The following is a 24,967-nucleotide window of genomic DNA, read 5'->3' on the forward strand; positions in this document are numbered from 1 at the left end:
AGCACACCGCCTGAAAGGGGGCGGTTTGTGCAGTGCGGCAAATGTAAGAAGCTCACACGCGTGTTTGCGTGAAAAGAATTTTTCGGCACTGTGAAAATAAATCCCCTCCTAGGCGAGGGGGCAAATGGACGGGTCTCGCAGTCAGCAATCCGCCAGCTTCAGCGGCCCGGCGCGCGGCTCAGCCCCGATACACATGCCAGCCATCAAAGTCACCTTTGCTGAGCGGCAGGCCTTGTTGGCGCAGCAGGGCGTAGACCATGCTGAGGTGGAAGAAGAAATTGGGCAGCGCGTACTGCTGCAAAAAGGTGCTGCCATCCAGTGCCACGGTCGTCTCGCCGGCCGGATCGCAAATGATGCGCTCAGCAGCTGCGGCAAAGTCCTCCGGTTGCAGGGTGTGCAAAAAGGCTTGTGCTGCTTCCGCCCGCGCTTGTAACTTGGCCAAGCTCTCGCGGTGCTCGCCGAAGGGTGGCACGGGCTGGCCGGCCAGCGGTGCACACGCCCGGAACACAAAGTTCACTGCAATTTCCACCTGCACACCCAGGGGCAGCATGTCGGGCGCCAGGCGGGCCTGCAGCAGAGCAGCTTCTGGGGTGCATTGCAGTACGCAGTGTGCGGCGGCCTTTGATAACAAGCCTTGCAGCTGACCGAGGTAGCGGGCGAACACCGGCACGCTGGCGGTGAAAAGGAGCGGCAGCGCAGACGGAGCAGCGGAGGGGTCGGCGGCGGGGTGGGCTGGGGCGGGCGATGTCATGTGGCCAATATAGCGGCCCCTTACACTGCGGGCCTCCGCGCAGGCTTGGCTTGCACATTCCCTGGAACGCTTTTTGCACCACACGCTGCCATGAACCTGCCCACCCACCAACTCTCCATGACCGTGCTCATGTCGCCCGACATGGCCAACTTCTCCGGCAACGTGCACGGCGGCGCCATCCTCAAGCTGCTCGACCAGGTGGCCTATGCCTGTGCCAGCCGCTATGCCTCTCGCTATGTGGTGACGCTGAGTGTGGACCGGGTGCTGTTTTTGCAGGCCATCCATGTGGGGGAGCTGGTGACCTTTCTGGCCAGCGTGAACTACACCGGCAAGTCGTCCATGGAAGTGGGCATCAAGGTGATTGCCGAGAACATCCGCACCCAGGAGGTGCGCCATGTGAACAGCTGCTTCTTTACGATGGTGGCGGTGGACGACCACGGCAAGGCCGCGCCGGTGCCGGCGCTGCAGCCCGAGACCGATGACGAAAAGCGCCGCTTCGAGGCTGCCCAGATGCGCAAGGCCCTGCGCCACGAGCTGGAAGAAAAGTTTCGCAAGACCACCCGCCAGCCCGGCGCGGCCTGAGTCTTTTTTGTCCGTGCTCAGCCGTCGGTGCTGAGCGCATCCGCGCTGTGGTGCGGCACCCGCAGCAGGCCGTCTGCCCCTGGAATGGCTTCGATGCTGATCACCGGGGTGCTGCTTTGCACGGAGCCGAAGATGGTGGCAAAGGCCACGTCGGCCGCATCGCGCCCGGTGGCAAAGCGCACCAGGCCCATGGGGATGGCGGTGCCTGAGGGGTCAAACAAATACCAGCGGTCGCCCACATAGGCTTCCACATAAGCATGGAAGTCGGTCGGCCCCAGAGCGGGGTCGGCCCCGTAGTCGATGCCGGTGGTAAAGCGTGCCGGCACATTGGCTGCACGGCACAGCGCAATCATCAGGTGCGCAAAGTCGCGGCACACCCCCACATGGCTTTGCAGGGTGTCCAAGGCTGAGGTGTTGCTGTTGGAGGTGTTGGGGCTGAAGGCGGTGTGCTGCAGCACCCAGTCGCGAATGGCCTGCACCCGGCTGTAGCCCTGCCAGCGCTGGCCGAACTCCTGCTGCGCAAACTGCAGCAGCAAATCCGACTGGCAGTAGCGGCTGGGGTACAGGTAGGGCAGCACGTTGGTAGGCAGGCGGCTGACCGGCACTTCTGCGATGGTGGCGGGCGCTGCCACCCAATGGTCCAGATCCACCGTAGCCGCATAGGCCACTTGCAGCATGCCGGGCAGGGCGCTGGTACGCAGGACGCGGTTGGTGGAGGGCGGGCTGCTCTCCAGTGTGTAGGCCAGGGGCTGGCTGAAGTGCAGCGACTCGGACACCACCCGCTGGCGCGGCGTGAAGGCCGCGTGCAAGTGGAATACAAAGTCGCCGCCCGGGGGCTGCACTTGGTAGTGCAGCTGGATGGCAAGGCGAAGGCGGATCATCCCCTCCTTCTACAGGTTTGGCGCGCTTTTGTCTGTGCGCCGCCCTGCAAGGGGGTGTGCTTTCAGGTGCCGGGCAGGCGCAGGGGCTGGTCTTCGAACTCGGTGTTCAGCACCACGGTGCTGGTGGTGCGCGCTACACCGGGGATGGCCTTGATCTGCAGCAGCACCGCCTCTAGGTCGCGGGCATGCGGGGTGCGCACCTTGGCCAGCAGGTCGTATTCGCCGGCCACACTGTGCAGTTCTTGCACCGAGGGCAGCTCGCGCAGGCGGGGTCCAATGTCGCGGCAGTGGGCGCCGCCATCGTTGCGAATCGCCACAAACGCGGTGAAGTTCAGCCCCACGGTGTGCGGGTCCACGCTGATCGAGAAACGGCGAATCACGCCGCGCTCCAGCATCTTCTTTACCCGCTCATGCACCGCAGCGGTAGACAAGCCCACATCCGCACCCACCTCGGCGTAAGAACGTCGGCCGTCTTCGCCTAACGCCGTAAGAATTTTTGCGTCGATGGCATCTGTCTGAATATTTGCTTGCATTGGGCTGGTTTTTCGGTAATATCACGCCCAACGGCGCTGGTTGCCGTAAATTTTACGGACTATTCATGATTTCGGCACTCAATATTCAGCAAGGCTGGCGTTTGTCCCCATTTTGGCGCCTCATGGTGGCGCTCTGGCTGGTGTACATCGTCTGGGGCACCACCTACTTTGCCATCGGCGTGGCGGTGCATAGCTTCCCACCGCTGTGGATGAATGCCACCCGTTTCACGTTGGCCGGTGTGATCATGCTGGCTTGGGCTTTGTGGCGCGGCGAGAGTCTGCCCAGCTGGCGCCAGTGGCGAAATGCCGCGCTGGTGGGCGGGCTGATGGTGTTTGTGTCCATGAACCTGGTGGTGTTCGCGCAAAAGCAGGGCATCGGCTCCGGGCTCATGGCCACCGTCATCACAACCATGCCCATGTGGCTGGCACTGTGGACGCGCCTGGGCGGTGAACGTGTGCCGACCACTAGCTGGGTAGGCTTGGTGCTGGGTGTGGCGGGGGCTTTGTTGCTGGCCATGGAGGGCGACTTTTCTGCCAGCTGGCTGGGCGCCCTGGCTGCCTTTGGCGCACCGCTCTGCTGGAGCGTGGGCTCTTACGCTTCCCGCAAACTGGACTTACCGGGCCCTGCCATGGCCTCGGCCACTGAGTGGCTGGCCGGCGGGCTGATGGGGGTGGTAGCAGCCTCGCTCATCGAGCCGCAAGGGTCGCTGGGCAATGTGTCGCACGAAGCCTGGTTGGCCTGGTGGTACCTGCTGGTGTTCGGCACGCTCATAGCGCTCAATGCCTACCTCTGGCTGCTGCAAAACACCACGGCTGCGGTGGCCGGCAGCTACTCGTTTGTGAACCCCGCCGTAGCCCTGGTGGTGGGTGTAGTCATCGGTAAAGAAGTGCTCACCGGCTGGGTGTTCCTGGCACTGCCGCTGATTGCCGGTGCGCTGGCCATGATCATGTACGGCCCGGCCATTGTGGGTTGGGTGCGTAGCCGCACAGCCCGGCCGTGAAAAAAAAAGCCTGGTGTAAGTGCCGGGGGCTAGCCCCCGGACAAACGCTTTAAATCGAAGTCAGCCCACCATCCACCGTGTGGGCCAGGCCAGTCACAAAGCTGGACGCATCCGAGCTGAGCCACAGCACGGCGGCAGCCACTTCATCGGGCTCGCCGATGCGGCCGATCGGGTGGGCACCTGCTACGGTGGCGGCCACCTTGGGGTCGGCTTGCACGGCGCGCTCCAGCATCACCGTGCGAATCACGCCGGGGCACACCGCGTTCACGCGAATGCCTTTGCGCCCGTATTCCACAGCGGCCGATTTGGTCAGGCCGATCACTGCATGTTTGCTCGCGCTGTAGGCCGACATCTTGGGCGCGCCCACCAGCCCGGCCACCGATGCGGTGTTCACGATGGCGCCGCCACCTTGGGCGAGCATCTGCGCAATCTGGTACTTCATGCACAACCACACGCCCTTGACGTTCACGCCCATGATGCGGTCAAAGGTGGCCTCTTCGCAGTCGGCTAGGCGCATGTGTTCTTCTTCAATGCCGGCGTTGTTGAAGGCGCAGTCCAGCCGCCCGAAGTGCGCCACCGCTTGAGTCACCATGGCTTGCACCTGGGCGGCCTGCATCACATCCGCCGCAATGAACAGCGCCTCGGCCCCCAGCGCTTTGACTTGTGCTGTGGTTTCTTCGCCAGCGGCCACGTCACGGTCGGTCACCGCTACCTTGGCACCTGCACGCGCAAACGCCAGCGCACTGGCCCGCCCGATGCCACCGCCACCGCCGGTGACCAGCACCACTTTGTTGTCAAACCGAATGTCCATGGAATGCCCCTTGCCGCAAAAAAGGGCATCTTAGGCCGCGGCATAGCGCCACGCTGCCGCTGGCGTAACCCGCGCGACAGGGCGCGGGCCGTACCCGCCAGTGCCGGATACTCGGGGCACGTTTTTCACCGGAGTTATTGCTGTGCAAATCCAGTCTCACGAAGTTGACCTCTCCACCCCCACCGGCGTGATGCGCTGCTACGTGTACCGCCCCAAGGACGCTGAGGGCGCAGCGCCCAAGCAGTACGCGGCCATCATTCTCTATTCCGAGATTTTTCAGCAGACCGGCCCCATTCGCCGCAGCGCGCAGATCATGGCCGGGCACGGCTTTGTGGTGGTGGTGCCCGAGGTGTTTCATGAGCTCAACCCCATCGGCACCGTGCTGGGCTATGACGACGCCGGGCGCGACAAGGGCAACGCCGACAAAGTGGTCAAGACGCTGGAAGCGCACGACAGCGATGCGCAAGCCATCATCGACCATCTGCGCACTTTGCCTTACTGCTCGAGCCGCATAGGCGCCATGGGCTTTTGCTTAGGGGGCGGGCTTGCCTATCGTGCGGCCATGAACCCGGCTATCAGCGCCACGTCCTGCTTCTACGCCACCGACATCCATTCCGGCATGGTGCCCTCAAGCGCCGGCAACGACAGCCTGACCCGCACTCCCGAAATCAAAGGTGAGCTGCAAATGATCTGGGGCAAGCAAGACCCCCACATCCCACCCGAAGGCCGGGCGCTGGTCTACAGCACCCTGGTGAAGGCCGGCGTTAACTTCACATGGCACGAGTTCAACGGCGTGCACGCCTTCATGCGCGACGAAGGCGAGCGCTATGACGCGGAGCTGCAGCTGCTGGGCTACCAGATGGCGATTGGGTTGTTCAGGCGGGCGCTGTACTGAGCGTGCCCTTGCGCAAGGCGCTGGGCGTGTAGCCGAACCAGCGCTTGACGGTGCGGCTGAAGTTGGACGTGTCGGTATAGCCCAAGCGGCCGGCGATGTCTTCCACGCTGTCGCTGGTGTGTTGCAAGAGCCAGAGTGTGCGGCTTTGTTGGTGGGCGTCCAGCAGTTGCTGGAACGAGGTGCCCTCCAGGGCGAGGCGCCGCATCAGGGTGCGCTCGGACACTTCGCATTGGGCCGCAATATCCGGCAGGCGGGGGTAGCTGCCTTCCGGGGTGTGGCCCAGCAGGCTGGACACGCGTTGCGCCATGCTGCTTTGCACCAGCTCAGCCAAGGCTGCATCGCACTCATGGCAGGCGGCGGCGTGCGCACGTGCGTCCGCGCCCAGCAACGGCAGGCGCAAGGCGGCGGCCGGCACATGCAAAGCCAGTGTGGGCTGCCCGAATTGCAAGGGCAAGGGCAGGGCGCGCTCGTAGTGCGCCACCCACGCGGGGCGGGGCAGAGGTACATCCAGCCGCAGACCTGCAGGCAGAGAGCCCACTGCAGCATGCAGCACCCGCACCAGGGCCGCGGCCATGGTGTCGAGCACAAAGCTGCGCGCACTGCCCCAGTCCAGCCGGTCAATCACTTGCAGGGTGCCGCCTTCGGGGCGCATCTGGAAGGACCAGCTGAAACTGTCTTCCCGCACCGGGCCGTAGCGCCCCAGCACCATCAGGCAATGTTGCAGGTCCGGCGCCGTGACGGCGGCGTAGCCCAGCGGGCCGTGGGCTGACACCGGTGCTTGGTCGCCCAGCTCCAGGCCTAGCCAGGGTTTGCCGGTGGCCTGCATGGCGGCTTGCACCAGCCGGATCACCGTGTCGCGCGGCAAGCGCTGCTCGGTGGTGAGCAGCTGGTTCCAGTCAAGCGCAGCGGCGGCCAGCACGCGGTCGCTGTCAATCGCGGCTTGCTGAAGCAGCATGCGCAGCAGGCGCGCGTAAATCGGGTGTACCAATGCCTCGGCACCGGCCGCGGGGCGGGCCTGCGGGGCTGGGTGTTTTCCCTTGGTGGCGGGCAAATAGAGCATGTTTGGCAGTTTAAGACGACCCTTTGGCAGCGCTATCGGTGGTAACCCATGCTTGGCGCTTTGACACTGCGGCGATGACTACTGCCAACCTCCCCATCCCCCCGTCATCCCCCGCACCCGTGCAGCCTTATGTGGACCGCAAGCGCTTTGCCTGGGTGTTGTCTTTGCTGGTGCCCTTGTCGATCGCGACCGGCCCTTTGCTGTGGTTCTGGTACCCGCACACGCTGATGCTGTGGCTGCCGGTGTTCTTTGTGTATGGCGTGGCGCCCGCACTCGATTGGATGCTGGGCACCGACACCAGCAACCCGCCCGAATCGGCAGTGCCCGGGCTGGAGGCGGACCCTTACTACCGCCGTGTGACCTTTGCGCTGGTGCCTTTGCTATGGGCGGCGTTCATTGGTGCGGCCTGGTTCAGCCAGGTGGCCGGCATTACCTGGGTGGGGCTGTTGGGGCTCATCATTTCCACCGGCGGTGTGGGCGGCTTTTGCATCAATCTGGGCCATGAGATCGGCCACAAGCGCGCGCCGCTGGAGCGCTGGCTGGCCAAGCTGATTTTGGCGCCCACGTTTTACGGCCACTTCACCATCGAGCACAACCGCGGCCACCACCGCGATGTGGCCACCCCGCAAGACCCGGCCTCTTCGCGCATGGGCGAATCGATCTGGCGTTTTGTATGGCGCGAAATGCCCGGTGCCTGGCGCCGCGCGTGGGCACTGGAGCGCGAGCGCACCCGTTTGGACGGACAGGCCTTATGGTCCTGGCACAACGAGATATTGCAACCCGCAGCCATCACCCTCGCACTGTGGGTGGCGCTTTGTGTATGGCTGGGGCCGCAGGTGCTGGGCTTTTTGGTGTTGGCGTCGCTGTGGTCGAACTTCCAGCTCACATCGGCCAACTACATAGAGCACTATGGGCTGCTTCGTCAGCAGGATGCCAATGGCCGGTTTGAAACTTGCAAGCCCCAGCATTCCTGGAACAGCAACCACGTGTTCTCCAACTGGGCAACCTTCCACCTGCAGCGCCATTCGGACCACCACGCCCACCCACTGCGGCGTTACCAGTCGCTGCGGCACTTTGACGAAGCACCGCAGCTGCCCAGTGGCTACTTCGGCATGTTCCCCATCGCCTATGTGCCGCCCTTGTGGTTTGCTGTGATGGACAAGCGTTTGCTTGCGGCGGTCGGGCGTGACCCGGCGCGCATCAACTTTGCACCGGGGCAACGAGAACGGTTGATGGCGAAGTACGGCTTGGTGGAACGGTAAGCGGTGCCTTAGCCACGGGGCAGAAACGGCAAGACCTTGCGTTCAAGCAACTGCACCAATGCCGTGTCCATGAACTTGTAGTTGTCGGGAATGTCGAGGCAGATCACTCGTTTTCCCTTTAGGTGGGGTTTGAACTCTTCCGAGAGCTTGGCTTTGTGGCTGCGCTCCATGACAAAAATGAGTTCAGCCCAATCGACCAGTTCAGCGGTGAGCGGGTTCTCAGCCCCACGATTCAAGCCTGCTGATGTGCATTCGACGCCTGGATGCTCAGAAAAAACCTGCTCCGCCGTAGGGCTGCGCCAGCGGTTCATGCTGCAGATGAAGAGGACTTTTTGCAATCGAGATATGGGGTGTTTTGGCTGGTGGGCCAGCTGAAAGGCTAATTCGGCTTCGGGCTGGAATGCGACTTTTGGGTCAAACCTAAACGGTCATTTAATTCCAGTTTTTTTATCGGGACTGAGCGGGCTGCGAAGCTGTATGCCTAGATCCCAGAAGCGTCAGACTGTGCGTGAGCACTGTGGTTATTGAAGCCGCTCCTGAACATTCTTGGGTAGAACGTAAGTGCTCGGGAAATCGGGCAGGAGCTGATTGAGCACCTGCGGCGCCTTACGAAGACCAGCACCGCCAATGAGACTCCATCCACTAAGGCCCTTCTTTCGAACAGCGATCGAGAAGCCCGTGTCGCGAATGGTCATTTCTTCAATGCGCAGAACATACACCTCGCGCACTACACAAGCATAGTATTCTCCAGCATCTAGAAGTTCGCCGGGTTCAGGGGGAGTAGAGGAAATCAATGTGATTCCCAAGGATTTACCAATGGCTAGACTTTGCTTGCCGGCATTGATGAAGGACTCCCTGCCGCCAAAAAGCTCCATCAACGGTTCGAACGTCACATCTGCAATCGCCTCGATATCTTCACGGAGACTTGCTTGCCGGACCACATTTACGACTGCAAGAATTGCCTTTTGATCCTCGTCTGACAGCGTGGCAGCATGCCCGAGTGCTGCACGAATGCAGAGCAGCATCACCAATGCAAAGCGAACTAAATTCATGTTTGTGAGGGACTCATGTGTTTCATAACATGCTCTATGTGCTGGGACCAGTTGCATGTACTAGACTTTGAACTCTTCAAAACTGGTTTGCGGTCAAGCTTGCGGCGGTTTCCCATGAGTTAAATCGGGTAACAGGAATACCGACAAATCTATAAATCTATTGCATTCGATTTTGATTCTTCAGACTTATCCTGAACATCACCCAAACGGGTGAGTTCTCGGTATTCCTGCTATCGCTGCGAAGCCGAGGCGCCAACATGCTGGTTGCAGGAATTGGCCGCGCTCCAAAGCAGCCATTAACGTCGAGATGAGCGGGACACAATATGTGCGGCGAAGTCGCCTTCATTCTGTTGTGTTTCCGAGGCGTTGGACATGTTAGGTCGCACTTGGTACCCGCAGGCCATGCCTGCTCGCTACCCAAGCCAAGCAATGAATTGGATCAGCAGGCCGAGAAGCCGAAGGATTTGTGGCCTCAAAGAGCGAATAGTCAATGAATGTTTTGGTCAAGTCTGAATGCGAGGCTAAATAACTATCGATGAGTGCCTGCGCAGCAGCTTTGTTATCAACCCAAAGCGCGACATCTATGGCCCAGTCTGGAGTCCAAGTTATTTCACGACGTTCGAGGAGTTGCGCTGAAAGACCTTCCTTAGTACTGCAAACCGCAAAGGCTGGCATGACAAAGGCACGGACTGCGTTGACCATCGAGGCAACTTCGACTTGTCGCATGACAGGGTCGACAAGCTGCCACTTCAAGTAATCATGCGCAAGTGAAAGGTACCCGATCTGGGTACTCCAGATGTTGTCGCCAGTTGTCACACCGGCCGTCTCCCTCCACTCGGCTAATACGCTGGACTTAACTTGAGCGTGAATGGTGACGCCCACGTGCGAGCCAGAGGTGTTGGCACTATCGGATTGAAAAGACACGATGTGCGTGAAGGCTCCGACCTTACGTGAGAAGCGAAGCGCACTCTTTGACCACCTGAAGCCATCATTTGCGAACGCTCCTGCGACAGCGGCGCATGAGCACGCCACAACATCGGCGACGCGTTCGGTACCCGGCTCCATTGGTTGGAATCGCCCAGCCTGCGTGCGACTACGGGACTCGAGTGTGTTTTGGACGTGATCGTCTAGGGTCCTGAGTGACTTGGGCATCGTGTGCGGCTTTGCGGCTTAACGTAAACCTAACCGGCGCTGCGCGGCTTTATCACGCAGCGTCCAGATAGCGAAGCGAACGGGGTTGAGCGCCGGGTTAGGCAACATGACTACGCAAATACGGGACGTAAAAAGGAATGCCGATTACAGCGAGAACGACTACTGTAGTGAGGACAGATGAAGAAAACTGCTTCTCCCCAAGCTGACCAAATCTAAGGAAATAGAGATACGCCAGTAGCGGCGTGAAAAGAAAAAGTACAGGACCATCGGACAAAAACAAAGGTCTTGTTTCAACCGGCCATGCAAAAGCCAAGACAGCCGCGAGCCAGCAAACCGGAACAGATAGCAAAACGCATATTCCCTGCGGGGTATCAAGCCAATGGCCCCAGCGATACCATGATCTAACATTTTCCAAGCGGCTCATAGATTGTGGTTGCCTAACGTTGGAGCTGCCGGGCACGGCTACACGAGCCGTGAAGCGGTAGCCTGCTGTGGCGTGTCCCCGCCGAGCGACCACTTAGGTTTAGCAATCGAAGCCATGATTTTTCCTGTAGTACTCCGCCTGTTCTTTAGGGACTTTTCGCAATAGGACACAAACAGTAAAGCTGCCAACCTGGCGCCCGTTTCTTACGTAGCCCCAATCAGATATTTCCCCGCGCGTGAAAGCGATAAGCTGGCCATTTCGCACCGAACGAACAACTCTTGGCTCGTTCGCTAGAGTTCCCTCGAACTTGTCCCCTACCGATTGAAACGGCGAAACCCAGAAATGCTCCGTGCCATTTTGGTCGCTCACCATCACTTTTAGTTTCAGGTCTGAAACACCAGTCGGTGGCTTCTCGGCGAGCTTCAAGAACTCGTCAAGTCCAGCACGGGCTTGGCGAATAGCAGCGACCATTTCGGGATCCCTTTCCCCAACGAAAACTATTTCGTTTTCGTCACGCTGCTGTGTGATGCCCAGTTGCGAGGCGAAAGCCAGTACGACAAAGACAGTGAGTGGTAGGGGCAGGCGCATAGAACGAGACCTAACGTAATGTACGCCTCAAAACCTGCGGGATATTCCGGAAGCTGCGGCATAAACTGGATGCAAATTGCGCTGGAAAGCCTTTTGCATACTCAATCTCCGATGTATTCATGTGCCTTTGTACAGCTATAAAAATTCTGGCAAACCACCCATTTTGTAAGGAATGGAACGAGCCAGTGATTTCACGATTTTTGCGTCTCGGAGCCAGCTTGAACATCCCCCAATCGGGTGTTTTTCTTAAAAGTGACCTTAGCCGCATTGCGGAAATCGAGCTTACCTCCTCACTCGATCCAATTCTTTAGCCTGAGTCCCTGCACGCGCTCAAACGCACTGACGTTGTTGGCTCACCAGTGTGCAGTCGTCGATAAGTGCGTGGCACGCGTTTCACACTTCGCTAGAGCCTATGAGGATGTGTGGCGCTCAGAAGTGGAACGGGTGCGGTCTGTCTGGCGCTCGAGTAACTACGCATAGGAAACAAAACGCATATCTAGATATACTGTATTTTTATACAGTTTAAATGCAATACCCCAAGCCCATCAAGCCCCATCCGCCGGTAGCCACCACGCCGCCGGCCTATGCCGAGTTGCATTGCCTCTCCAATTTCAGCTTCCAGCGCGGTGCCTCGCAGCCGGAAGAGTTGGTGGAGCGGGCGCACCGGCTCGGGTATGTGGCGCTGGCCATCACCGACGAGTGTTCGGTGGCCGGGGTGGTGCGCGCGCATGGCGAGGCGCAGCGTCTGGGCATGCAGCTGCTGCCGGGGTCGGAGTTTGCGGTGCCTTACCCGGCTGCGCCGGGTGGTGTGGCGGCGGGGGCCAGCTTCACCGTGGTGGTGTTGCCGCACAACCTGCAGGGCTGGGGCAACCTGTGCGAGTTCATCACCCGCGCGCGCATGGCGGCGCCCAAGGGCGACTACCGGGTCGCCTGGTTGGGGCAGCCGGAGGCATCTCCCTGGCACACGCTGCGGCATTGCGAGGTGCTGTTGCATTTGCCCCTTGCTATCAAAACAGAAGCTGCTTGCGCAATAGCGATGAGCGCTAGAGGCCTTTTTGGCATCAATTCTTGGCTGGCGGTCACTGCGGGTCTGGGCGGCATGCAAGCTTTGGAGCGGGCGCACTGGCAGCAGATTGCGGCGGTGAGCGGGCTGGCCCCACTTGCTACCGGGCAGGTGCGCATGCACACCCGCTCGCGCAAGCCGCTACACGATGTGCTGACCGCCGTGCGCTGCGGCCTGTCGGTGGCGCAGTGCGGGTTTGCGCTGCAGGCCAATGCCGAGCACCACCTGCGCAGTCGCGCCCGGCTCGCGGCCCTATTCACCCCCGACGAGTTGGCCCACACGCTGGTGGTGGCGGGGCGCTGCAGCTTCACACTGGATGCGCTGCGTTACCAGTACCCCATGGAGGCCGTGCTGCCCGGCCACACCCCGGCGCAGACCTTGCGCCAGTACACCGAAGAGGGCGCCTTGGAGCGTTACCCGGCGGGTATGCCGCCCCACGTGCGCACGCAGGTGGAGCATGAGCTGGCCCTGATTGCCGACATGCAGTACGAGATGTACTTCCTCACCGTGTACGACCTTGTGCGCTTTGCGCGGGCGCGCGGCATCTTGTGCCAAGGGCGGGGCTCGGCGGCGAACTCTGCGGTCTGCTACTGCCTGGGCGTGACCGAGGTGGACCCCAGCCGTATGAACGTGCTGTTTGAGCGCTTCATCTCCAAGGAGCGCGACGAGCCGCCCGATATTGATGTGGACTTCGAGCATCAGCGGCGCGAAGAGGTCATCCAGTACATCTACGCCAAATATGGCCGCGAGCGTGCCGCCATTACGGCCGTGGTGGCCAGCTACCGGCCACGCAGCGCGCTGCGCGATGTGGGGCGGGCGCTGGATATCCCGGAGGTGCTGATTACGGCCATGGCCAAGGAGCATCCGGGCATGTACAGCCGTGCTGTACTGGTGGAACGGCTGCAGGCTGCTATCGAAAAAGTAGCTGGTGGCGCAGATTTCATAAGCGCTGGGGGTTGTTTTGATGATCAACCTCCGGCGGGCAGCGTGGGGCACGGGAGCCAGAGCGGCAGGGCGCCCAGCTCCGTGTCCCCCGCCCGCGTTGCGGGCTCCTCCTTGACCTACGCTGAACGCCCTGCCGCTCTGGCTCCCTCAGGTGGCGTTGCCGCTTGCGGCCTGTTGGTGGACGGTTCGCCCCTGCCGCCTTTGCGCCGCCTGCAACTCTGGCTTGATCTGGCCACGCAGCTACAAAATTTTCCCCGCCACCTCAGCCAACACGTAGGCGGCTTTGTGCTCACGCAAGGTCCGCTGACCCGGCTGGTGCCAGTGGAAAACGCGTCTATGCCGGACCGCTCTGTCATCCAGTGGGACAAGGATGATCTGGACGCGGTGGGCCTCTTGAAAGTGGATGTGCTGGCCCTGGGCATGCTCAGCGCCATACGCCGTTGCCTGCACCTGATCGGCCAGTGGCGTGGCGCGCCTTTGCGCATGCAGGACGTGCCTGCCGAAGACCCCGCCACCTACGCCATGATTTGCCAGGCCGACACGGTGGGCGTGTTCCAGATCGAGAGCCGCGCGCAAATGAGCATGCTGCCGCGCCTGAAGCCAAAGTGCTTTTACGACCTGGTCGTCGAGGTGGCCATCGTGCGGCCAGGGCCGATTCAGGGGGGCATGGTGCACCCCTACCTCAAGGCGCGTGCCAACCCGCAGGCTGTGACCTACGCGTCGCCCGGCTTGGAAGAGGCGTTGAAGCGAACCCTTGGCGTGCCGATTTTTCAGGAGCAGGTGATGCAGATCGCCATGGCGGCGGCCGACTTCACGGCGGGCGAGGCCGACCAGCTGCGCCGCTCCATGGCCGCCTGGAAGCGCAAGGGTGGCGTGGGCAAGTTCTACGATCGGCTGGTGGGTGGCATGCTCAAAAACGGCTACACGCAGGAGTTTGCTGACACGCTGTTCAAGCAAATTGAGGGCTTTGGTGAATACGGCTTCCCCGAGAGTCACGCGGCCAGCTTTGCGCTGCTGGTCTACGTGAGCTGCTGGCTTAAGCGGCATGAGCCGGCTTGCTTTCTGGCGGCCATGCTCAACAGCCAGCCGCTGGGCTTTTACGGCCCGGCGCAACTGGTGCAAGACGCCCGCCGCCATGGCGTGGAAGTGCGTGTGGTCGATGTGCTGCACAGCGCGTGGGACTGCACGCTGGAGCAGCCGCAAGTGCAGCACCCTGCCGCAAATGGATGGGCACTGCAAGCCCAACCTGCCATCCGCCTAGGGCTGCGCATGGTGAGTGGCTTGCAGAAAGAAGTGGTCGAGCGCATCTGCGCTGCGCGCGAAAAATGCTCGTTCACCAGCACCCAGGATCTGGCTCTGCGCTGCGCCCTCGATGCAGGTGACCTCAAAGCGCTGGCCAGTGCCGATGCCCTCATCAGCCTCAGCGGCCATCGTCGCCAGCAGGTGTGGGACGCCTCCGCCCTGCGCTCCGCGCCCGCACTGCTGCAGGGCGTGCCGATTGAAGAGGATGTGTTGGAGCTGCCTCCGGCCGACGAGGGTGAAGAAGTGACCTTTGACTACGCGGCCACCGGTCTCACTTTACGCTCCCACCCCTTGCAACTATTGCGCGAGCAGCTATCAAAACAGAAGCTGCTCACGGCCGCTCAGATGCGTGACTACCCCAGCGGCCGGCTGGTGCGCGCTTGCGGCATTGTCACCGCGCGCCAGCAACCGGGCACCGCCAAAGGCGTGGTGTTTGTGACGCTGGAGGACGAGACGGGCAGCGTGAACATCATCGTCTGGAAAGCGGTGAAAGAGCAGTTCCGTGACGCGGTCTACCGCGCCCGGCTGATGGCGGTCTACGGCGTATGGCAGCGCGATGAGGCCACCGGCGGCCAAGTCCGCCATGTGATTGCCAAGCGTGTGGTGGACATGACGCACCTGCTGGGGGAGCTGGCGACGACGAGTCGGGACTTTCATTGATTGAGTCCGGCCACATCCAGTTCATTGCGTGGTTTAGTCATTCGGATGCAATGTGCCAAAGCGCACAGAGCTCGAGTGAAGCGACTTTTAACCTGCGTTCGGGTCATGTACGAACTGCCTTGTGCGTGACCCTACCAGGTTCATCCACTCAAGGAGTTTTTATGATTTTGAATATCAAACGCAGCGCATTCGCTCTTTCCCTGCTGGGCGCCTTCGGCATGGCACAAGCGAGCATACTTGCCGTCAACACTCCCACCACCAGTGTGGATTACTCCGCTACATTTTTTGGGGGCACACTACTTGCGAACTTCACCACGCCCATCAGCAATGCTTCTTACAACGGATTTGCGCGTGCGGCGGTTTATGACACAGGCACGGGACTGGATTTCTATTACCAATACAGTAACGACATCTCGTCCGACAATGGAGTCGATCGCTTCTCAGCCTCCGACTTCCGTAGCTTAGGTGCTACGGCCGTCAATGTTTACCAAACGGACGCTGCATTCGGCATCTTCCTTAAGGGTACAGAGCGCTCAGATTTCGCTGATCGTAGCGGTTTCGGTGTGATTGGCTTTACTTTTGTGCCAAACGGTAATTCCAAAATCAACCCAGGTACCACTAGTTTCACGCAGATCATCCGCACCAATGCCAGATCGTTCAAGGAGGGTAATTTCGGCCTGTTGGACGGCATAGGCGACAACGCACAAGGCTACGCTCCCGCTGCAGCCGTACCGGAGCCAGAAACCTATGCCATGTTGTTGGCTGGTTTGGGCCTGATGGGCGCGATTGCACGCCGCCGTAACAAAGGTCAGAAGGGTAGCGAAACCGCGACTTCCTGAGCTTTTGATCCACTTCAGGTCGGCTGCCTCGCCAAGATACGGCCGGCCTTGTGGTGTGCAAAGGACGCTAGAACTTGCGCCTGAAGCCGAAGCTCAAGAAATCCTCACCATTGGCGCCATAGTTGTTCAACAGGTCGTATATGGCGCAGCGGTGGTGCAAGCGCACAAAGAACTCACTGTCTTTGGATTGAGGGCGCGAAAACGCGGCTTCTACAAACAGGTAGTTCAACGTACGGCTCCCTCTTCCATCCGGCCCGGCTTCCATGGGACCGACTTGGCTGGTGTAGGACAGTCCCAAGGGCGCTAGGCGAATGTCGGTGCGCAAGGTGTCGCGCCAGGGCAGTCCGCTCCAACGCAGGGCGGGTGCCACTGCAATCTCAGTCAGGTTGGCGATGCCGGCTTGCTGCCCCAGCATGCCGTCAAGTTCAATGGCAATCGGCCATTCGCTATGTCTCCACAGCGTTTTGCTACCGGTCACGGCCAGCATGTAGTGCTCTGCATAGTTCGCACGACCTGCCAGTGCACCGGCGGGCTCCGCATCGTGATATTTGCCCGCATAGACGCCGATGCTCCAGTCTGATTCATCGGCTTGTGCAGCCAGGGGCATAAGCATCGCTGAGACAGCCATGGCGATGGCAGGTAGCAGCTTTTTGGACGACATATCAATGAAAAGCATGGCGCGATATGGGGTGAGCTGGAACATGGGCGAATGCTAGTGAAATCACGCCAATTCAGGCAATGTCTATCGGCAAAGTCCCCATGTGTTTCAAGGCGACAAACCGTATTTCTTTCGCGTCCGTCTTAACGCTGCCGGTGTAGGATGTCCACAGGGAGCCATACCCATTCTGCGAGGTCTGCGCGATGACTGATACCACCCACCTGGAGGCCAAGGTGTTGCTGCTGGAGCACGATGCCCAGCAGTGCAAAGTGCTTACCGATTTTTGCGATTCCGTGGGCCTGATGCCCTTGTTGCGTACCTCGCACGATGCGCTTACATGCCTGGAGCAGCACAAGGACCTGGCTGGTGTACTGCTGGCCGAAGACCTGCCTTGCGGTAACCGTGACGCGCTGCACTTGGCTGAGTCCATTCACCGCTTGCGGCCTGAGCTGCCCATCTTTCTCCGTCGTACCGCCAGCGGAGACCTGGATGCGCTGTACCGTGAATTCATCCGCTACCCATGGAGCACCGGCGACGTTGAGCAATTGCGCGCCGGCGTGGAGCGATCGATATTCAGCCTGCGCTACCCCACTGCTCTGGTAGAAGGCATCGTGGATCTGACGCTGACTTCCATGCGCTCCATGTTCCCGAACGCCAACGTGACGGCCGAACCACCTTATGTAGTGCACGACCGCATCATCCATGGCGAAGTGTCCACCATCATCCCGATCGAGAGCACCTGGTGCCGCGGCTACATGATGTTGCAAACCGAAGAAAGTGCACTGCGCCAGGGCATGCTCAAGGGCTTCAGCTACGAGGGGGTGGGGGGGGAGCTCAACTTTCGCGATCTCAACAACATGCTGGGCGAAACCACCAACCTGATCTGGGGTGCTTTCAAAAACCGCTACATTGCCCCTGTAGGTACTGCCACGCAGCTGGCCCAGGTGCCGATCGTGATCAACCATGCGCACAAATACATCTCTTTCGGGTCGCCCGATCCGCAGCTGTGTATTCGCTATTCGCTGTCGGAATCCGGTCGGCGCGGTGGCCAGCCGCTGGTGATCGTGCAGCGGTTTATATTCAACCTCCATTGGTCACCCGAGCAATTCGCAGAATATGCAGCGTCAAGCTCCAGCGATGCCGGTGAACTGGATCTGTTTTAAGCAACTCAAAGCGTCAACTTCGGTGCGGATGGGAAGAGGGTAGAGATGGCGAATGTTCTGGTGGTGGACGATTCCAGCACGATGCGGGAAATCGTTTCCGGCTACTTAAACAAACACGGTTTTGATGTGGCACTTGCCACGGATGGTCGCGATGGTTTGGTTCAGCTGAAAGCAGACCCCGGCATCAAGCTTGTGGTCAGTGATATCAACATGCCCAACATGGACGGCTTGGCCATGGCCGACAAAATCCGTAATGAGCTTGGCAACAAGTCAGTGCACATCATCATGCTCACCACCGAGGACAATCCGGTCATGCGCGAGCGTGGCCGCACCATCGGTGTGACCGGGTGGATCGTCAAGCCCTTCCGCGGTGATGCGGTACTAGGGCCCTTCAAGAAGTTCTGCGGAATTACTTAAGCAGCACCGTGGCGAGTTCGTATTCCATGAAATGAATGACGCCTGTGTCCAGGGTTTTCTGCAGATAGCGACGATAGTCCCCTTCGCGGCCCGATGTCTGAGACCACAGCGCCAGATAAAAGTAAGCTTCGCACAGGTTGAGCGTGCGCTCTTCGCGTGATTTTGTCGCTTCGATTTTTTGGAGCATGGCCTGAGGAGACTCAATGCCCGATATCACCTTGAGCAAGGGATTCGGCCAACCAGCCTGTGTCACATCAGTATTGCCGGGCAATCCAAGCTGCTTTCGGGCGAGTGCTTGCCAGACCCGCATGAAGCCGTTGTTCAGGCCACTTTCTGAAGATTTTTCCGCCTGTTCGAAGTCTCTTAACGCTCCTGCGTAGTTTCCGGAAACATAGCGGACTTGGCCTCGTCGCAAATAAGCTGAACTTGGCTCACTACCCATTCCGATGGCCTTGTTCAGATCGCTCTCTGCTGCTTGTAAACGCTTGTTCCGCATGTTCCAAGTGGCTCGAACTTGGAACACAATCCCCAGGTTCGGGCTGCGTCGCACGGCCTGGGTGATGTCAGCCTCGGCCTCCGGCATCTGACCCAGGTCCATGTACGCAGCGGCTCGTTGCAGATAGACCTCTGCCATGTCTTCATCTGCGATCTTTCCGGTTTCAATGATTTTGCTTGCCGCTACGATGGCCCTCTTGCGATTGGCTTCCGCCTGGTCGCGATAGTTTTCCCGGCTGTTGACGCTGGCCGACACGTTGTCTTCTCTAACGATCACGATGTCTGTCAACTTTTTCTGGGCATCCTGGTAGGCCTTGACGAAGTCCGCCATGCCTCCGGGAAGAATTTCGTCCGCCGTTACCTTCAGGTCCGCTTGAAATGTGAAGACGTTGCCCCGAAAGCTGCGGAAAGTGTTGAGTTGGAAAAAAGGGGTGTCCATCTTGTCTTCGATGGGGTCGTCTTGTCCTTGGATTTCCGGCGGAAACTCAACTTCCACCCTGTACGTCTGGATGGAGCCAGGCATCGGCAGGCCTAGGGGTAGCCATCGGTCTTTGTCCAAACCGCCCTGACTCAGCGCACCGAGCAACTGTTGCGCGTTGAAGCGCGCGAACCAGATTCCGCTGGTGTTGTCCCGACTCAATAATCGTTCAATGGTGTAGGCCTCTTCAATTTCAAACTGGTTCAAGGCCTGAATGTCTTTGCTGACCGGAAACCCGTTGCGCTTGCGTGCGCTCGGGTACCGTTGCAGGTAGTTGTCGGTCAGGAACTGCAGACGGGTTGACTCGGGCTGCTGTTTTTGTGACTGACGGGTAATCTCCGCCAAAGCTCCTTGGAGACGGGTGGAGATGGTTGTGGTGGACTCTTTGTCTAGTCCACCTACCTTGACGGATTCCAGAATGCTGAGTTGCAGGTTGGCTTGGCTGTAGCCCAGGGCCTTGAGGTGAACGTAATAGGGAGCATCACGCTGGATAACCAGACCGACGCTGCGTTGCAGCTTTACGCTTTGGTGTTCCAGGGGCAAATCCTCGGCATTGAGCGTGGCATCAATCATTTGCTCCGAGCGGTCGCTGTACACCACCTGTACCACGGCATGATCGAATGCCAATGGTGTTGGCAGGCTTCCCAAAATGCGTCTTCCCATGGAATCGGATACCAGTACCGGATTGGCCCGGACACCCATCGCGCGCAGCAGCGTGACCAACAAAAGCGCCTTGTCTTTGCAATCACCAAAACGCCGTTCCAGTGTTACGTCGGGTTGCTGTGGCCGGTGAGTGTTCTCGCTGATTGAGACAGAAAAGTAGCGAATATCGTCTTGGACAAACTTGGCAGCTTTGGCGATCGCCTGCTTTTGCGAGACGCCAGCAGACAATGCTTTCGCCAGAGAGTTGATTGCTGGGGAGGCCGGTTCCGTCCTGAAGAGCTCCGCGGCCCACTGGTGCACGTCGTACCAACTTCCCATGGAACTCAGTTGGAGAATCAGAAACGGAGAGTAGTCTTTCGGTAGTTTGTTGTCGTAAAAGGCGGGCAGTACTTGGGTCTGGGTAAAGACCTGCTCCTTGTACCGGCCACCGAAAACACTTCCGTTGGACGGTGCCTCTTTGAATTGCGGCCCCATGAATTGGCTGGCAATTTTGATTTCCGGGCTGTGTAGTAGACGCACTTGGCGCTTGTGCACGTACTGCGGATGGTTCCAATTCACATTGGCAACAAAATGTTCTCCAAACACGGGGTTCTGGCCTGTCACCGAGTAGGCGACATCGATCACATCACCTGCACGCGCATCTGGGATTTGGCCTATGGCTGCAGACTTACCACTCAACATCAGCCGCTCAAGCCCGCTTTCCACCTTGGAGACGCGGAAGGTCATGGATTTGAGGACCGGGATTCTCTGGCCGCCCCGGATCAGGTCAATCCGGTGAATCTTTACCGATTGGTAATCCGGCGAATAGTCCAGGCGGAAAACACCTACATCGGTTAGCGCAGATGTTTGCTGGATCCTAGTGATGCGGCGTTCATACGTCACCGATCTGGAGCCGCTGGCCAGAATTTCGCTTCCCCAATATTCGATGTATGCGCCCAATGTCGCAATGCCTGGGGGGACAGGTACCACAGAGGCCGGCACTGCCTCTCGGGCCTCGACCCATTCCGGCTCCGGCCCAGTACTGAGTTTGTTGGCCCTGTCCAAGTCCTGTGCCCGGGACGTATGGGGGAGCGCCAGTGCAAGGACAAAAAAGGCGAGAAACACGCCTACGAAACGAATGAATAAACCTCGCACACAGCCCCCCTTTTATTTGGGTCAGGATGCTAGCAAAGGTTTTCGCCACGTAAAGGGCTTGTATGTAGGGAGAGACCCTTGCCGCTGTCTATCACGCGACGAACCTTTCACCACAGCTTGCGTGTGGTGAAAGGTTCCTTCATTGTCAGAACGTAATGATGCGGTTGCTGGCAGCGCTCTCTGCAGCTGCGTCCGCCAGAATCTGCGCATCGACACCGTCTTGCACCGAGGTGCGGAAGCTGCCACCGTTTTGCAGCTGGGTGAAGAAGTGCTCAATCTCCAGGCGGTAAGCCGCGGCGTAGCGCTGCAGGAAGAAAGCTTCGGGGTTGTCTTGGGAGGTGCCTTGGGCGGTGGCCTGCGTTACTTCGCTGGGCTTGTGGTTGCCGCATTGCAGCATGCCTTGGGAGCCGATCACTTCAAAGCGCTGGTCGTAACCGTAGGCGGCGCGGCGGGTGGTGTTGATCTGGCACAGGCGGCCCTTAACGGTCTTGATGGTCACTGCAGTGCAATCAAAGTCGCCGGCCTTGCCGATGGCGGGGTCAGTCAGGCAGGAGCCGGTAGCGCTCAGCCAAGCGGCCTTGTCGCCATCGCCGCACAAAATCCAGCGGAACACGTCGAAGTCGTGAATCAGCATGTCGCGGAAGATGCCGCCAGACTGCTGGATGTATTCCACGGGTGGCGCGCCGGGGTCGCGGCTGGTGATCACCAGCATTTCGGGGTTGCCGATGTCGCCACGGTCTAGGCGGGTCTTGGCTTCATTGAAGGTGGGGTCAAAGCGGCGCTGGAAACCGATCATGCAAGCTACACCGGCTTGGGCCACCACAGCCGCACAAGCACGTGCGCGCTCGGCAGACAGGTCCACAGGCTTTTCACAAAAAATGTGCTTGCCCGCCTGGGCCGCGCGGGTGATCAGGTCGCTGTGCGTAGTGGTGGGGCTGCCGATGACGACCGCGTCAATCGACTTGTCCGCAAAGATGGCTTCCACGCTGTCAACGCGTGCGCCGTGTTCCTGGGCGAGCGAGGCCGCGTTGGCAGCCATCGGGTCACTCACCGCAGTGAGTTCAATGCCGGGCATGGCGGCGAGGTTGGCGGCGTGGATGCGGCCGATACGGCCGGCACCGAAGAGAGCAACTTTTTTCATGGTGTGGTCTGGGTGTAAGTGGAGGGAAAAAACAAAAACGCGCGCAGCTCAGCTTGCGCGCGGACGGGTGGGTTCGTACTGCAGCTCCAGCCGGTAGGCCAATGCCATGAACAGGCTTTGCACGACGGCCATGGTGTTGGTCAGCGCGCGGAATCCGAAGACGCTGGTTTCATTCACCAGGATCGAGGTTTGTGCAAACCGCGCCATGGGGCTCAGGCTGCTGTCGGTAATGCAAATGATGCGGGCGCCGCGCGCGTGGGCGTCCGCCACGATGCTTTCGGTCTCCGCCGCATAAGGTGCGAATGAAATGGCCACCATCACATCCCCGGGCCGCAGGCCGCGCAGCTGCCCATCCTGCATGTTGCCCAGGGCGGTGATGTGCTGCACCCGCTTGTCGGTGTGCTGCAGGGCATAGGCCAAGTAGGTGGAGATGGCAAACGAGCGGCGCGAGGCCATCAGCCACACCGTGTCTGCATGGAACAGCAGGTCCACCGCTTCCTCAAACGAGGGCTCCTGCAAGCTGCTTTGCAGCTCTTCCATTCCGGCAATCCCGCCGCCAATGACGGCGTGCACGATGTCAGCACCCGTGAGGTCTTTGGCACCGGACTCAATGGCATTGCGGATGCGCGACTGGTAATCCCGGCTGGGGGAGATATGGCGCGCCAGCCCGTCCCGGAACAGCTTTTGCATTTCGGTAAAGCCGGTAAACCCGAAGTGCTTGGCAAACCGGATCACCGCGCTGGGCTGCACCTCGCACTGCTCCGCCACCTGTTGGATGGACTGAATGCCCAGCTGACCACGGTGCTGCTCCACGTACGTGCCGATCTGCTTGAGCTGCCGGCTCAAGCCCTCGTAGCCTGCCGCAATCGCTGCGATCAGAGCTTCTTCGCTATCGGGGGCGGTGGGGGTGGTGGGGCTCATGTGCTGTCGGTAATTGAAACAAATTATCCATCAATAAAAAACTTTGAAACGAAAATTTGTTCATTGAACTATACTAAATCGAAAAATAATTCTATTTTCTAAAGTTCTTCGATCAGGAAGCACCATGACACAACTGAAATTTCCGCAGGGGCGCGACATCGACCTGGCCTGCCTGGGCCGGCTGGCCGTGGACCTGTACGCCGAGCAATTCGGCAGCGCCCTGGAAGACGCGCGCAGCATGGCCATGTACCTGGGTGGTAGCTCCGCCAATCTGGCCTTTGGTGTAGCCCGCCTGGGTTGCAAGAGCGCCATGATCTCCCGCGTGGGCAACGAACAGATGGGCCGTTTTCTCACCTCCACCTTGCAGGCCAATGGCTGCGATGTGAGCCAGGTGCAGATCGACCCTCAGCGCCTTACCGCCCTGGTGCTGCTGGGCATCAAGGACCGCGACACCTTCCCTCTACTTTTCGTGCGCGAAAACTGCGCTGACATGGCGGTAGACGCGGCGCTGATTGATGAATCCTTTATCGCCCGCTGCCGTGCGCTGGCCATCACTGGCACGCATCTCTCCACCCCAGGTACCCGTGCTGCGTCTACCCGCGCTCTGGAGTTCGCCCGCAAGCATGGCGTGGTGCGCGTGCTGGACATCGACTACCGCCCCGTGCTCTGGGGTCTGACCAGCCGCGGCGCCGGCGAAAACCGTTATGTGGCCGATGCTGCTGTCACCCGGCAATTGCAAGAAATGCTGCCGCAGTTCGACCTGCTGGTCGGCACCGAAGAAGAGTTCTTCATTGCGGGTGGCGTGCCCAACGACCTCATGGCCAGTCTGCGCGCTGTGCGTGCGCACAGCCAGGCCGTGCTGGTGGTCAAGCGCGGCGCTGCAGGTTGCACCGTGATTGAAGGCGCCATTCCCGCTGCGATTGACGATGCGCCCACCTTCCAGGGCGAGCGGGTTGAAGTGCTCAATGTGCTCGGAGCGGGTGACGCGTTTCTCTCCGGCCTCATGGCCAGCCTCTTGCAGGGCAAAGACTGGGCGCAAGCCACCCAGACGGCCAATGCCTGCGGTGCCATCGTGGTGTCCCGCCACGCCTGCTCTGCGGCCATGCCCACGCCGCCTGAGCTGGTGCACTGGTTCGGCGGCAGCCGCAATCCGCAGGTCGATGCGGACCAGCAATTGGCCCACCTGCACCGCGTCACTGCGGCGCGCCCGGTGTGGAACGAACTCTGCGTCATGGCCTTTGACCACCGCAGCCAGTTTTACGACCTGTGCCGCCAGGCAGGCGCCCCTGAGTCCCGCATTCCGGCCCTCAAGAAGCTGCTGGTCACCGCTGCAGAGCGTGTGGAGCGGGGCAGCCGCTTGCAAGGCGCCACCGGCGTACTGGTCGATGGCGGCAGTTACGGTGCCGACGCGTTGGCCAGCGCCACAGGCCGTGGCTGGTGGGTAGGGCGCCCTGTGGAGCTGCCCGGCTCGCGCCCCCTGCGGTTTGACGGCACCCGCTCCATCGGCACCGCGCTCACCCATTGGCCTACCCAGCAGGTGGTCAAGTGCTTGGTGCACTACCACCCGGACGATCACTACGCCCTGCGCCTGGAGCAAGAGCAAAAAGTGCTGGAACTGTGGGAAGCCACCCGCGCCAGCGGCAACGAACTGCTGCTCGAAATCATCCTGCCCAAGGCCTTGGTAGTCGCGGGCGAAGAAGACGCTGCGGTGCTGCGCGCCGTCAAGCGCTTCTACAACCTGGGCGTCAAGCCCGAGTGGTGGAAGCTGGCCCCCATGCAAGAGGGCGGCTGGGCCGAGTTGAAGGCGTTGATCGACGAGCGCGACCCGCATTGCCGCGGCGCCGTTATTCTCGGGTTGAACCAGCCCATTCCCCATTTGGTAGAGAGCTTCAAGCTGGCCACCAACCCGGTGGTCAAGGGCTTTATGGTGGGTCGCAGCCTCTGGGCTGACGCCTCATTAACATGGCTGTCCGGGCGTATTTCTGACGAAGAATTCGTGACCGAAGTTGCCGGCAACTTCACTACCTTGGTGAACGCATGGCGAGCACGTCGTGGCGCTAGTCACGCTTCTTCAGCTGCAGCAGCCTGAACCCCGC

Annotated in this window: 22 protein-coding genes; 9 read left to right on the forward strand and 13 right to left on the reverse strand. The window is 60.1% G+C overall.

Features of this window, described 5'->3' with window-relative positions:
• Window positions 1–178: 178 nt before the first annotated feature.
• Window positions 179–751, reverse strand: a complete 573-nt coding sequence (locus tag AEP_RS16560) for a DUF1993 domain-containing protein (RefSeq protein ID WP_087496410.1) — start codon at window positions 749–751, stop codon at window positions 179–181.
• Between the two features lie 90 nt (window positions 752–841).
• On the opposite strand from AEP_RS16560, the gene AEP_RS16565 reads away from it, so the two are divergent.
• Window positions 842–1,333, forward strand: coding sequence for an acyl-CoA thioesterase (locus AEP_RS16565; protein WP_087496411.1), 492 nt, complete (start codon window positions 842–844; stop codon window positions 1,331–1,333).
• 17 nt (window positions 1,334–1,350) lie between these two features.
• On the opposite strand, the gene AEP_RS16570 is transcribed toward AEP_RS16565, so the two are convergent.
• Together AEP_RS16570 and AEP_RS16575 are read right to left on the reverse strand one after the other, a co-directional pair.
• On the reverse strand, window positions 1,351–2,214 hold the full coding sequence (locus AEP_RS16570) for a transglutaminase-like domain-containing protein (protein WP_087496412.1): 864 nt from the start codon (window positions 2,212–2,214) through the stop codon (window positions 1,351–1,353).
• Window positions 2,215–2,276: 62 nt separating this feature from the next.
• The gene (locus AEP_RS16575; RefSeq protein WP_232459852.1) at window positions 2,277–2,747 is read right to left on the reverse strand and encodes an Lrp/AsnC family transcriptional regulator; all 471 of its coding nucleotides are present in this window, start codon (window positions 2,745–2,747) and stop codon (window positions 2,277–2,279) included.
• 65 nt (window positions 2,748–2,812) lie between these two features.
• Between AEP_RS16575 and AEP_RS16580 the strand changes: the two genes are divergently transcribed.
• A complete protein-coding gene (locus AEP_RS16580; RefSeq protein WP_087497390.1) occupies window positions 2,813–3,748 on the forward strand; it encodes an EamA family transporter in 936 nt (311 codons plus the stop codon).
• Between the two features lie 49 nt (window positions 3,749–3,797).
• Here AEP_RS16580 and AEP_RS16585 read toward each other — a convergent pair whose 3' ends face one another.
• A complete protein-coding gene (locus AEP_RS16585) occupies window positions 3,798–4,559 on the reverse strand; it encodes an SDR family oxidoreductase (RefSeq protein WP_087496413.1) in 762 nt (253 codons plus the stop codon).
• A 142-nt stretch (window positions 4,560–4,701) separates the two neighbouring features.
• On the opposite strand from AEP_RS16585, the gene AEP_RS16590 reads away from it, so the two are divergent.
• Window positions 4,702–5,454: a dienelactone hydrolase family protein gene (locus tag AEP_RS16590; RefSeq protein ID WP_087496414.1), complete on the forward strand. Its 753-nt coding sequence runs from the start codon at window positions 4,702–4,704 to the stop codon at window positions 5,452–5,454.
• On the opposite strand, the gene AEP_RS16595 is transcribed toward AEP_RS16590, so the two are convergent.
• On the reverse strand, window positions 5,435–6,514 hold the full coding sequence (locus tag AEP_RS16595) for an AraC family transcriptional regulator (protein WP_087496415.1): 1,080 nt from the start codon (window positions 6,512–6,514) through the stop codon (window positions 5,435–5,437). The genes AEP_RS16590 and AEP_RS16595 overlap by 20 nt on opposite strands.
• A 23-nt stretch (window positions 6,515–6,537) precedes the next feature.
• Between AEP_RS16595 and AEP_RS16600 the strand changes: the two genes are divergently transcribed.
• Window positions 6,538–7,776 (forward strand): alkane 1-monooxygenase, encoded by a 1,239-nt coding sequence (locus AEP_RS16600; protein WP_232459853.1) that lies wholly within the window; start codon window positions 6,538–6,540, stop codon window positions 7,774–7,776.
• A gap of 8 nt (window positions 7,777–7,784) precedes the next feature.
• On the opposite strand, the gene AEP_RS16605 is transcribed toward AEP_RS16600, so the two are convergent.
• From AEP_RS16605 to AEP_RS16620, 4 genes are all read right to left on the reverse strand, one after another.
• Window positions 7,785–8,087: a low molecular weight protein tyrosine phosphatase family protein gene (locus AEP_RS16605; RefSeq protein WP_232459854.1), complete on the reverse strand. Its 303-nt coding sequence runs from the start codon at window positions 8,085–8,087 to the stop codon at window positions 7,785–7,787.
• A gap of 210 nt (window positions 8,088–8,297) precedes the next feature.
• Entirely contained in the window at window positions 8,298–8,828 is a 531-nt protein-coding gene (locus AEP_RS16610) for a hypothetical protein (RefSeq protein WP_087496417.1), read from the reverse strand.
• Window positions 8,829–9,203: 375 nt separating this feature from the next.
• Window positions 9,204–9,752 (reverse strand): hypothetical protein, encoded by a 549-nt coding sequence (locus tag AEP_RS20765; RefSeq protein WP_198301844.1) that lies wholly within the window; start codon window positions 9,750–9,752, stop codon window positions 9,204–9,206.
• A 751-nt stretch (window positions 9,753–10,503) separates the two neighbouring features.
• Entirely contained in the window at window positions 10,504–10,992 is a 489-nt protein-coding gene (locus tag AEP_RS16620; protein WP_087496419.1) for a YegJ family protein, read from the reverse strand.
• 526 nt (window positions 10,993–11,518) lie between these two features.
• Here AEP_RS16620 and AEP_RS21150 point away from each other — a divergent pair.
• Window positions 11,519–14,962: an error-prone DNA polymerase gene (locus AEP_RS21150; protein ID WP_232459855.1), complete on the forward strand. Its 3,444-nt coding sequence runs from the start codon at window positions 11,519–11,521 to the stop codon at window positions 14,960–14,962.
• A 161-nt stretch (window positions 14,963–15,123) separates the two neighbouring features.
• Window positions 15,124–15,801 (forward strand): PEP-CTERM sorting domain-containing protein, encoded by a 678-nt coding sequence (locus AEP_RS21155; protein ID WP_232459856.1) that lies wholly within the window; start codon window positions 15,124–15,126, stop codon window positions 15,799–15,801.
• Window positions 15,802–15,868: 67 nt separating this feature from the next.
• Here AEP_RS21155 and AEP_RS16635 read toward each other — a convergent pair whose 3' ends face one another.
• A complete protein-coding gene (locus tag AEP_RS16635) occupies window positions 15,869–16,504 on the reverse strand; it encodes a hypothetical protein (RefSeq protein ID WP_087496420.1) in 636 nt (211 codons plus the stop codon).
• Window positions 16,505–16,662: 158 nt separating this feature from the next.
• Here AEP_RS16635 and AEP_RS16640 point away from each other — a divergent pair, with 158 nt between their 5' ends.
• Window positions 16,663–17,622: a chemotaxis protein CheX gene (locus AEP_RS16640; protein WP_087496421.1), complete on the forward strand. Its 960-nt coding sequence runs from the start codon at window positions 16,663–16,665 to the stop codon at window positions 17,620–17,622.
• A 45-nt stretch (window positions 17,623–17,667) separates the two neighbouring features.
• The gene (locus tag AEP_RS16645; protein ID WP_087496422.1) at window positions 17,668–18,039 is read left to right on the forward strand and encodes a response regulator; all 372 of its coding nucleotides are present in this window, start codon (window positions 17,668–17,670) and stop codon (window positions 18,037–18,039) included.
• On the opposite strand, the gene AEP_RS16650 is transcribed toward AEP_RS16645, so the two are convergent.
• The 3 genes from AEP_RS16650 to AEP_RS16660 form a co-directional block, all read right to left on the reverse strand.
• Window positions 18,032–20,809 (reverse strand): DUF3857 domain-containing protein, encoded by a 2,778-nt coding sequence (locus AEP_RS16650; RefSeq protein ID WP_087496423.1) that lies wholly within the window; start codon window positions 20,807–20,809, stop codon window positions 18,032–18,034. The two genes, AEP_RS16645 and AEP_RS16650, sit on opposite strands and share 8 nt — an antisense overlap.
• 145 nt (window positions 20,810–20,954) lie before the next feature.
• Window positions 20,955–21,950, reverse strand: coding sequence for an inositol 2-dehydrogenase (iolG, locus tag AEP_RS16655; protein ID WP_087496424.1), 996 nt, complete (start codon window positions 21,948–21,950; stop codon window positions 20,955–20,957).
• A gap of 48 nt (window positions 21,951–21,998) precedes the next feature.
• Complete coding sequence (locus tag AEP_RS16660; RefSeq protein ID WP_087496425.1) at window positions 21,999–22,871, reverse strand: MurR/RpiR family transcriptional regulator; 873 nt, start codon at window positions 22,869–22,871, stop codon at window positions 21,999–22,001.
• A gap of 124 nt (window positions 22,872–22,995) precedes the next feature.
• Between AEP_RS16660 and AEP_RS16665 the strand changes: the two genes are divergently transcribed.
• Window positions 22,996–24,960: a bifunctional 5-dehydro-2-deoxygluconokinase/5-dehydro-2-deoxyphosphogluconate aldolase gene (locus AEP_RS16665; RefSeq protein WP_087496426.1), complete on the forward strand. Its 1,965-nt coding sequence runs from the start codon at window positions 22,996–22,998 to the stop codon at window positions 24,958–24,960.
• Window positions 24,961–24,967: the final 7 nt, after the last annotated feature.

The organism is Curvibacter sp. AEP1-3 (assembly GCF_002163715.1).
Taxonomy (GTDB): Bacteria; Pseudomonadota; Gammaproteobacteria; order Burkholderiales; family Burkholderiaceae_C; genus Allorhodoferax.

Excerpts from the sequence above, each read along its gene's own strand:
- AEP_RS16575 (WP_232459852.1), bottom strand. The coding sequence starts at position 2,747 with ATGCAAGCAAATATTCAGACAGATGCCATCGACGCAAAAATTCTTACG.
- AEP_RS16580 (WP_087497390.1), top strand. The coding sequence starts at position 2,813 with ATGATTTCGGCACTCAATATTCAGCAAGGCTGGCGTTTGTCCCCATTT.
- AEP_RS16585 (WP_087496413.1), bottom strand. The coding sequence starts at position 4,559 with ATGGACATTCGGTTTGACAACAAAGTGGTGCTGGTCACCGGCGGTGGC.
- AEP_RS16640 (WP_087496421.1), top strand. The coding sequence starts at position 16,663 with ATGACTGATACCACCCACCTGGAGGCCAAGGTGTTGCTGCTGGAGCAC.
- AEP_RS16595 (WP_087496415.1), bottom strand. The coding sequence starts at position 6,514 with ATGCTCTATTTGCCCGCCACCAAGGGAAAACACCCAGCCCCGCAGGCC.
- AEP_RS21150 (WP_232459855.1), top strand. The coding sequence starts at position 11,519 with ATGCAATACCCCAAGCCCATCAAGCCCCATCCGCCGGTAGCCACCACG.
- AEP_RS16560 (WP_087496410.1), bottom strand. The coding sequence starts at position 751 with ATGACATCGCCCGCCCCAGCCCACCCCGCCGCCGACCCCTCCGCTGCT.
- AEP_RS16570 (WP_087496412.1), bottom strand. The coding sequence starts at position 2,214 with ATGATCCGCCTTCGCCTTGCCATCCAGCTGCACTACCAAGTGCAGCCC.
- AEP_RS16665 (WP_087496426.1), top strand. The coding sequence starts at position 22,996 with ATGACACAACTGAAATTTCCGCAGGGGCGCGACATCGACCTGGCCTGC.
- AEP_RS16605 (WP_232459854.1), bottom strand. The coding sequence starts at position 8,087 with ATGAACCGCTGGCGCAGCCCTACGGCGGAGCAGGTTTTTTCTGAGCAT.
- AEP_RS16635 (WP_087496420.1), bottom strand. The coding sequence starts at position 16,504 with ATGTTCCAGCTCACCCCATATCGCGCCATGCTTTTCATTGATATGTCG.
- iolG (WP_087496424.1), bottom strand. The coding sequence starts at position 21,950 with ATGAAAAAAGTTGCTCTCTTCGGTGCCGGCCGTATCGGCCGCATCCAC.
- AEP_RS16660 (WP_087496425.1), bottom strand. The coding sequence starts at position 22,871 with ATGAGCCCCACCACCCCCACCGCCCCCGATAGCGAAGAAGCTCTGATC.
- AEP_RS16610 (WP_087496417.1), bottom strand. The coding sequence starts at position 8,828 with ATGAATTTAGTTCGCTTTGCATTGGTGATGCTGCTCTGCATTCGTGCA.
- AEP_RS21155 (WP_232459856.1), top strand. The coding sequence starts at position 15,124 with ATGATTTTGAATATCAAACGCAGCGCATTCGCTCTTTCCCTGCTGGGC.
- AEP_RS16565 (WP_087496411.1), top strand. The coding sequence starts at position 842 with ATGAACCTGCCCACCCACCAACTCTCCATGACCGTGCTCATGTCGCCC.
- AEP_RS16620 (WP_087496419.1), bottom strand. The coding sequence starts at position 10,992 with ATGCGCCTGCCCCTACCACTCACTGTCTTTGTCGTACTGGCTTTCGCC.
- AEP_RS16645 (WP_087496422.1), top strand. The coding sequence starts at position 17,668 with ATGGCGAATGTTCTGGTGGTGGACGATTCCAGCACGATGCGGGAAATC.